At 61.7% G+C, this 6524-nt stretch carries 7 protein-coding genes and 2 pseudogenes; 8 read left to right on the top strand and 1 reads right to left on the bottom strand.

From position 1 onward, the window contains the following. The 8 genes and pseudogenes from D2V17_RS16460 to D2V17_RS21600 form a co-directional block, all read left to right on the top strand. Positions 1–350: pseudogene (locus tag D2V17_RS16460) on the top strand (IS6-like element IS6100 family transposase); the annotation flags it as partial. Positions 351–569: 219 nt separating this feature from the next. Next, on the top strand, positions 570–2162 hold the full coding sequence (locus tag D2V17_RS16465; RefSeq protein ID WP_220474146.1) for a PcfJ domain-containing protein: 1593 nt from the start codon (positions 570–572) through the stop codon (positions 2160–2162). After that, on the top strand, positions 2149–2808 hold the full coding sequence (locus tag D2V17_RS16470) for a DUF6915 family protein (RefSeq protein ID WP_028056209.1): 660 nt from the start codon (positions 2149–2151) through the stop codon (positions 2806–2808). The genes D2V17_RS16465 and D2V17_RS16470 overlap by 14 nt, the downstream gene beginning before the upstream one ends. 47 nt (positions 2809–2855) lie before the next feature. Next, entirely contained in the window at positions 2856–4025 is a 1170-nt protein-coding gene (locus tag D2V17_RS16475; protein WP_051132667.1) for a DUF5983 family protein, read from the top strand. A gap of 178 nt (positions 4026–4203) precedes the next feature. Beyond that, positions 4204–4413: a hypothetical protein gene (locus tag D2V17_RS16480; protein ID WP_022684096.1), complete on the top strand. Its 210-nt coding sequence runs from the start codon at positions 4204–4206 to the stop codon at positions 4411–4413. A 112-nt stretch (positions 4414–4525) separates the two neighbouring features. Beyond that, the gene (locus D2V17_RS16485; protein WP_022684095.1) at positions 4526–5158 is read left to right on the top strand and encodes a hypothetical protein; all 633 of its coding nucleotides are present in this window, start codon (positions 4526–4528) and stop codon (positions 5156–5158) included. 44 nt (positions 5159–5202) lie between these two features. After that, the gene (locus tag D2V17_RS16490) at positions 5203–5640 is read left to right on the top strand and encodes a hypothetical protein (RefSeq protein WP_022684094.1); all 438 of its coding nucleotides are present in this window, start codon (positions 5203–5205) and stop codon (positions 5638–5640) included. Then, positions 5637–6203 carry a hypothetical protein gene (locus tag D2V17_RS21600; protein ID WP_119594024.1) on the top strand — a complete coding sequence of 189 codons (567 nt, stop codon included), beginning with the start codon at positions 5637–5639 and terminating at the stop codon, positions 6201–6203. The genes D2V17_RS16490 and D2V17_RS21600 overlap by 4 nt, the downstream gene beginning before the upstream one ends. Here D2V17_RS21600 and D2V17_RS16500 read toward each other — a convergent pair. After that, positions 6175–6524, bottom strand: a pseudogene (locus D2V17_RS16500) (IS6-like element IS6100 family transposase); the annotation flags it as partial. The gene D2V17_RS21600 and the pseudogene D2V17_RS16500 sit on opposite strands and share 29 nt — an antisense overlap.

Genomic DNA, 6524 nt, shown 5'->3' on the forward strand with positions numbered 1-6524 from the left:
CGCCGAGCTATGGTGCAGCGATCACCGAATTGAAGCGCGAAGGAAAGCTGGACCGGGAGACGGCCCACCGGCAGGTGAAGTATCTCAATAACGTGATCGAGGCCGATCACGGAAAGCTCAAGATACTGATCAAGCCGGTGCGCGGTTTCAAATCGATCCCCACGGCCTATGCCACGATCAAGGGATTCGAAGTCATGCGAGCCCTGCGCAAAGGACAGGCTCGCCCCTGGTGCCTGCAGCCCGGCATCAGGGGCGAGGTGCGCCTTGTGGAGAGAGCTTTTGGCATTGGGCCCTCGGCGCTGACGGAGGCCATGGGCATGCTCAACCACCATTTCGCAGCAGCCGCCTGATCGGCGCAGAGCGACAGCCTACCTCTGACTGCCGCCAATCTTTGCAACAGAGCCCTGCATCGCATCGTCCCTCAAACCACACGGCTGCGATCGGACCCACTCGACCTTGCGGCGACCCTGATCGCGCTATCCCGCTGCGAAATCCGCTTCACGCGGCGTGAAGGCGCGCTCGCACCCATGATTACAATCCATCCTGATCCAGCCCACTCTCCCAAAGCGATGATGCTTATCGACCAGTTCAGCACCGCCATCCTCCAGACAATCCATAGTCCCAATACCCACTTCTCCATCAGCCTCGAACAGACCGTCAACGACAGCGGATATCTCGATCTCGTCACCGATCTCGTTCTGTCCGGCGCCGACCACCGCCGGATCACGGACATGACGCAGACGATCGGAACCGCGATCCTGCAACTGCGCGAGCGCTTGGTCGAACTTATGCAGGCCCATCTGCGCGCCATCTTGTTTCGTGACCTTGGTTATCGCTCCGGCAACAAGATCCTTTCGCTCGGTCGCATCATCCACTGGGCGCTCGCAACCGATCTCGAAGGTGACCCGGGTCGCAAGACCGTGATACGCAACCGCGGCCAGGCGCTAAGCCTCTACGGCGCCGTCGCCACCATCCTGCTCAAGCCGGAGGTCACGGCCGCGATCGATGCCGCGCAGCCCCTCAAGCCGGTGCTAGCCGCCGCGGTCGGCATCAGCGAAGCGCAATTGCGCCGCCTGCGCCGTGCAACGCCCAAAGACGCTGCATACAACGCCCTCTATGACCATATGCCCGCCGTGCGCGCTCTGGTCCGCCACGACATCCCCCTCGAACAATGGCCGGACAGCAGTGAATGGGGCCGCCGTGTCTGGGAGCAAAGTAACTGCGATCCTCTTTTCCGGCCTGACTACCTCGATAGCTCGGTCGAAACCCGCGATACGCTCCAGGCGCTGCGCGAGGATCTCCTCTACCCACTCGCGGGCGCACGTCTCGAAGCATTGGGCCTATCTCGGCGAATCCACGCGCTCGACAATTTCGTGGCGACCCTGGGCGTTCCACTGAAACTCTGCGACACCGCTGCCCATCGCAAACTCCTGCAAAGCTTGCATCGTGGGATCATCGGACCCCGCAGGCCGCGCTCGTTCCAGAAGGCCATCGCGAAATGGCACCGCCGCGCAGCCAGCGCCGCCGCGCTGCGCCATGAGAACAATGCCGATCGGCCCGGTTGGCCGGCGCTCTGCCCGACCTGGCAGTCCCCCTGCGGGCCGCATAGCTTCATACCGCTCACCAGCGCGCAAGCCCTTGTCGATGAGGGCAATGCGCTCAACCACTGCGTTGGTGGATATTATTCCCAATGCCGGCGGGGCGACACCCAGATCCTGTCGCTGCGGTCCGGCTCCAACCATGTGGCGACCCTCGAACTGCTGATTACCGACTTGCCGGGCAATTCCCTCAATATCAACGTCGGCCAGTTCAAGGCCCGTGGAAATGTCAGGCCCAACCCCGAAGCCTTCGCAGTGCTACGCGACTTCCTCGCCGACCTGCGCGACGGGCTTCACCCGGTGGCGATCAAGGAACTTGCCGCGCATCGCGATGCCGTAGCCGATGCCGATGACTACTATTATCGGCGTAGCAGGCTCACCCTCGACCATGCCCGCCGCGCCTGGCCACTCTACCGCGTTCTGCTCCCGCGTGGCGCGCCGGAGACCTACGACGAATGGTGCGAGCATTCCGGACTCACCGCCGCGCTCGATGATATTCTCAGCGCGCTCGCTCGATCGCTCTGCACCTCCGATCAAAGAGAACTCTATTATGAACCCTTTTGATCACGCGCGCTCTTCCGCGCGAGTCCATGGCGGCCGCTGGCAGGATTACCACCCGATCCACGCCTGGTTCGACGCCACCAAGGCCGCACACTGCCATTTTACACACCGCGCGCTGCGCCACCACCACGAAGGGATCGCCGAAGCGGTTACCGTCTTCGGAGACACGATCACCAACGCGGATGGCGCAGAAATCGAGGTTCGTGCGATCGCCGTCCAGCATATCGAGGAAGACTGCAGCTATCTTCCCTCCGCTGCGGATTGGCTCGACGATTTCGACACGCCAGACTGGCTTCACGTCCCGATGCCCGACGCAGAACACCTCTCCCGAACCAGTGCGCGGCGCTTCGGCGGCGAGGAAACCGACTATCTTCCGCTTCATCGCTGGTTTCTCGAAACAGCATCGTGGGCGAACACGCCCGCCCACCTCATATTTCGTCACCATGCCTTCGGAATATATGAGGCCGAACACCGCTTTGGGCCGGCGATCGACAACGGTGCATCTGGAGCACCAACGCGTGTGGTTGCCGAACAGCATGTCCGTACGATGCTTGGCCGCATGCCCGCCGCGCCCGATTTCCTGCGACGGCTGAAGGGCCAGCGTTGGATGCTTCAGGCGACCTCACCGGCATTGGTCGGCTTGACCTGATACTCCGCTGCACAAGCAACCGCGGGGGAGAGGGAAGGGGGCGAGGAATGGGAGCCGGGATCGGAATGCCGGTCATTCCACCGGATTTTCCCATTTTTTTGGAGGGCTGCACCATGGCCAACAACTATCTCAAACTCTCCTTCGTCTTGACGCCGACGGGTGAGGAAGAAGCATTGCTCGACGAATGCCACGCGCTGTCGGAAGAACTTGCCGATATCGACGAAGATGACCTGGCAGCACGCTACGATGCGATGTCGGACGCCTTCAAGGCAGCCTTCCCGCCACCGCCGGATCAATCGGAGGAGCCGGACCAGCCCCCGCCCGATCCGTTCGCATCCTTTCTCGAGCTGTTCAGCGATCAGGATTTTCCAACCTTCGACTGCGAGTATTTCGGCAGTGCGGAGGTTGACGGCTATCTGATCGCCGGAACTCAGGCAGATCCCCATGCGATCGCCAGCCTGATCCAGAAATGCGCACCCAGCGTTCTGCCCTTCGGTTTCGAGTGGTCCCAGGATTGCGACCGCCTGCGGCCCAGCGAATTCGGCGGCGGCTACTACATTATCACCGACGATGATATCATCGGCGGCAGCACAAGCTGGCTTATGCGCGGGCAGATTGACGCGCTGAAGGAGCCCCCAATCACTCACACAAACAGCGTGACGCTCAAAACAGTCGTCAATGACCCCCAGGCCCTCTGGGATCAGACGTTCAAGCTCTTCATTCGCGACCATCTGCCATACAAGGTGTTCGACCCATCAGAGCCCACTCGGCTCGCCGATGAACTGCTCGACAAGTTCACCGCGCTATGTGGACCACGCGACCATGCCGATCCCGCTGCTTGTCTGCGCATTTGCTTCGATCCACGCGACGATATTCCCGGCGTCGAGCTGGTAAAGATCACCGCCGCCGCCCAGGATGATCCCCAATCCCTCGATATCGAAACCTGTCTCGTCCTCACGACCGGACATATCACCCAGGAAACCGCGCAAAAGCTTGACGACTGGGGTTCGCGCGGAAGGCTCGACGTCCCCCTGACCATCGGCAAGACACCCTACGGCTGGTTCATCCCGGTTTCCTGCGCCGACCCCGATACACTTGGAGGCCTGCCGGCCGATCTCCTGGCGGTTATGCGTTTCACCCTGACTCGCGGTTGCGATCATCTCCTGCTCGACTGCGACGGACCGGCCGTCGACGGACTCGACTCCTATGAGTGGTGAACGGCTGCCCCACGCTATGCAGCGAACAGTCCACTTGCCCCTCAGAGAGGGTCTACGAACACTCGCCAATGCGGCACAAACTGCTGCACATTACGCGGCACATACGGCGATCAAGACAATTGGAGGCAGAGGAGAGGGGGAATGGGAGGGTTACGCCCCCCTATGCCTGGAGTTCCTTATGCCAATCTCCGACAACGGTCCGCCACGCCATACCGACGGCCGGATAGACCGCCGCTACTGCATCCGGCTTGAATTCTGCGGATATGCCGAACGCCGCTTCGTCATCCGTTTTTGCGATACCTATGTTGGCAATGCTCCGATGCGCGCCGACGCAAACGCCCTGGCACGGGCCCATTCGAGCGAGCGGCGCCGGAACATGCTCGAATGAACGCCACCTATTCCGTTTCATCAACAAAAACGGCGAAGCGTATGACGGCCTCCCGGCCGACAACAAGAGGAGGGGGAGGAGCAGGTGTGTTCCCATTCATAGGAGACACCCGATGTTCGATCCCGCCGCCCGTCACCATAAGGCTCTAGCCGCCCGCTCTATTGCCACGATCGCGGAAGCGCTCACCACGCTCAACGCCGCAGTTGCGGATTGCGAAAAGTCCCGGCACCAGATCGATCAAGATCCCGCCGTGCTTCTGCTCGCCCGCCACATCGGTTGCCTTGCCCTTGAAGACAGGCCCGAACAAGCCGTGCTGCGCACGGCCTGTATGGAAGCCATCTCCGCCCTCGGGAAAACCCCGATGCTGATTGCACTGGCCAAACGAGGCGTCTCCTACGACGCTGATGCCAAAGCCACCTTCCATGCCGAGGGACGCAAGGCCATCAAACGCCTCGCTGCTGCCCTCGGCCTTGCCCGTGGAAGCCACCAAGTGCGTTTCTGCCAGGGCGGCATCGCCGTCGCCGGTGAAATTATCCTTCACTCCGATCAAATCTATGTCCAGCTCTCCATCGGACTGATGGGCCGTGGCCACGATGTGATGTTCCGGCGTGTCGAGGGCCGAAACGACTATACTGGCGGCCCCAATCATTGGGCTTCGATCGACGAGCTCCTCGATCCTGACACCCTGGCAACCCGCATACGGCATGAATTGCGCCTCGATGGCCCCGCCGATCTCGCCGCCTGACGCGGCACGTTCCCCAACATCCCGATCATATCCGGAGACGCAACATGCGTATCAGCCATCTCCAGGCGCTCGCCGATATCGTCCTCGGCGATCCCGAAGCGCTTGCGCTTGCCTATCACGAAACCATCACCGGCGCCGAGCCGGTCTTCGAAAGCGATGCGGCGCGCGGCCGCTTTGCGGTCGCGCTCAAAGCGGTTGGCATAGCGACCGACGCTGCGCGTTTTCAAGCGGCTTATGCGAAGCTGCAACAGAGTGCCGACCGAAAAGACGAGCCGGTTGAGCCGGCCTGCCGCGATTGCGGAAGCACCAACCTGACACGCGACGCCTTCGTGGCCTGGGATAGCGATACCCAACAATGGGTGCTGAGCGCGACCTACAAGTCCACCACCTGCCATGCGTGTGACGCCGAGAGCGACGATCTCTGCCGTTGGAAACCGATCAAGGATCGCCTTGACGAACTATCATCGCCGGCATCGCAATGACGGCCCCCGCCAGTCCGCCGGTCATCGTCGCCTGGGGCGCCGGCGTCGACTCCACTGCCATGATCCTCGAAATGGCAACACGGCGCGAACGCATCGACATGGTGCTGATCGCGCAAATGCCAGAAAAACCCGAGACCCAGGCCTTCATTCCGGCGTTCCGTCGCTGGATGGACGATCGCGACATCCCAAATAAGATCGTCGTCAACAGGCCGCGGCGTTTCGGCACATCCCCGGCCTATTTTGACCTTCTCGAAGCCTGTCTGGTCAACGGCGCTCTCCCATCGATCGCCTTCGGCCGGGGAACCTGTTCGCTCCGCTGGAAGGTCGGCCCACAGGATGCCTGGACCAAAACCTGGCCCCCGGCACAGAAGGCCTGGGCTGCCGGTCAGAAGGTGATCCGGCTCATCGGTTTCGACAGCAGCCCGCGTGACAGCCGCCGCTATGCCCACGCCGAAAGATATTCCAGCAGTCTCTACACCTGGCTCTGTTGCAAAGATTGGCGGCAGTCAGAGGTAGGCTGTCGCTCTGCGCCGATCAGGCGGCTGCTGCGAAATGGTGGTTGAGCATGCCCATGGCCTCCGTCAGCGCCGAGGGCCCAATGCCAAAAGCTCTCTCCACAAGGCGCACCTCGCCCCTGATGCCGGGCTGCAGGCACCAGGGGCGAGCCTGTCCTTTGCGCAGGGCTCGCATGACTTCGAATCCCTTGATCGTGGCATAGGCCGTGGGGATCGATTTGAAACCGCGCACCGGCTTGATCAGTATCTTGAGCTTTCCGTGATCGGCCTCGATCACGTTATTGAGATACTTCACCTGCCGGTGGGCCGTCTCCCGGTCCAGCTTTCCTTCGCGCTTCAATTCGGTGATCGCTGCACCATAGCTCGGCG

The sequence above is a fragment of the Aurantiacibacter xanthus genome (assembly GCF_003584015.1).
GTDB lineage: Bacteria > Pseudomonadota > Alphaproteobacteria > Sphingomonadales > Sphingomonadaceae > Alteraurantiacibacter > Alteraurantiacibacter xanthus.